This window comes from Monashia sp. HAY1-2A (genome assembly GCF_056755315.1).
This window is the reverse complement of the sequence record NZ_JBNDHY010000783.1, coordinates 1-236: the sequence shown is the minus strand read 5'-3', so window position 1 is coordinate 236 and position 236 is coordinate 1. Positions and strand designations below refer to the sequence as shown.

Annotated in this window: 1 protein-coding gene; it reads right to left on the bottom strand. The window is 57.6% G+C overall.

Going from position 1 to position 236, the window contains the following annotated elements:
* The coding region (locus ACPYOM_RS23895; protein WP_481347890.1) for a DUF6318 family protein at positions 1–224 on the bottom strand (224 nt) is incomplete at its 3' end.
* Between the last annotated feature and the right edge of the window lie 12 nt (positions 225–236).

The following is a 236-nucleotide window of genomic DNA, read 5'->3' as shown; positions in this document are numbered from 1 at the left end:
ACCTGAACCTTGGCTACTTGGGAGTCAGCTCCCGCCTGCCAAAGAACCTCAATCCTAGGTATGGCAATCCGCCCTCCCACCAGCCAGCTACCGTTGGCATAGTTTGCATCAATGGCCCGCTTGTAAGCACCACCAGACTCCGTAGTCGTATCAGTCGCAAGGCCCCACGGTCCCAGATCACCAGTCTCCGTCGCGTAAGAGTACGTCGCGTACCAGTACCCAATGAACGCCTCCAG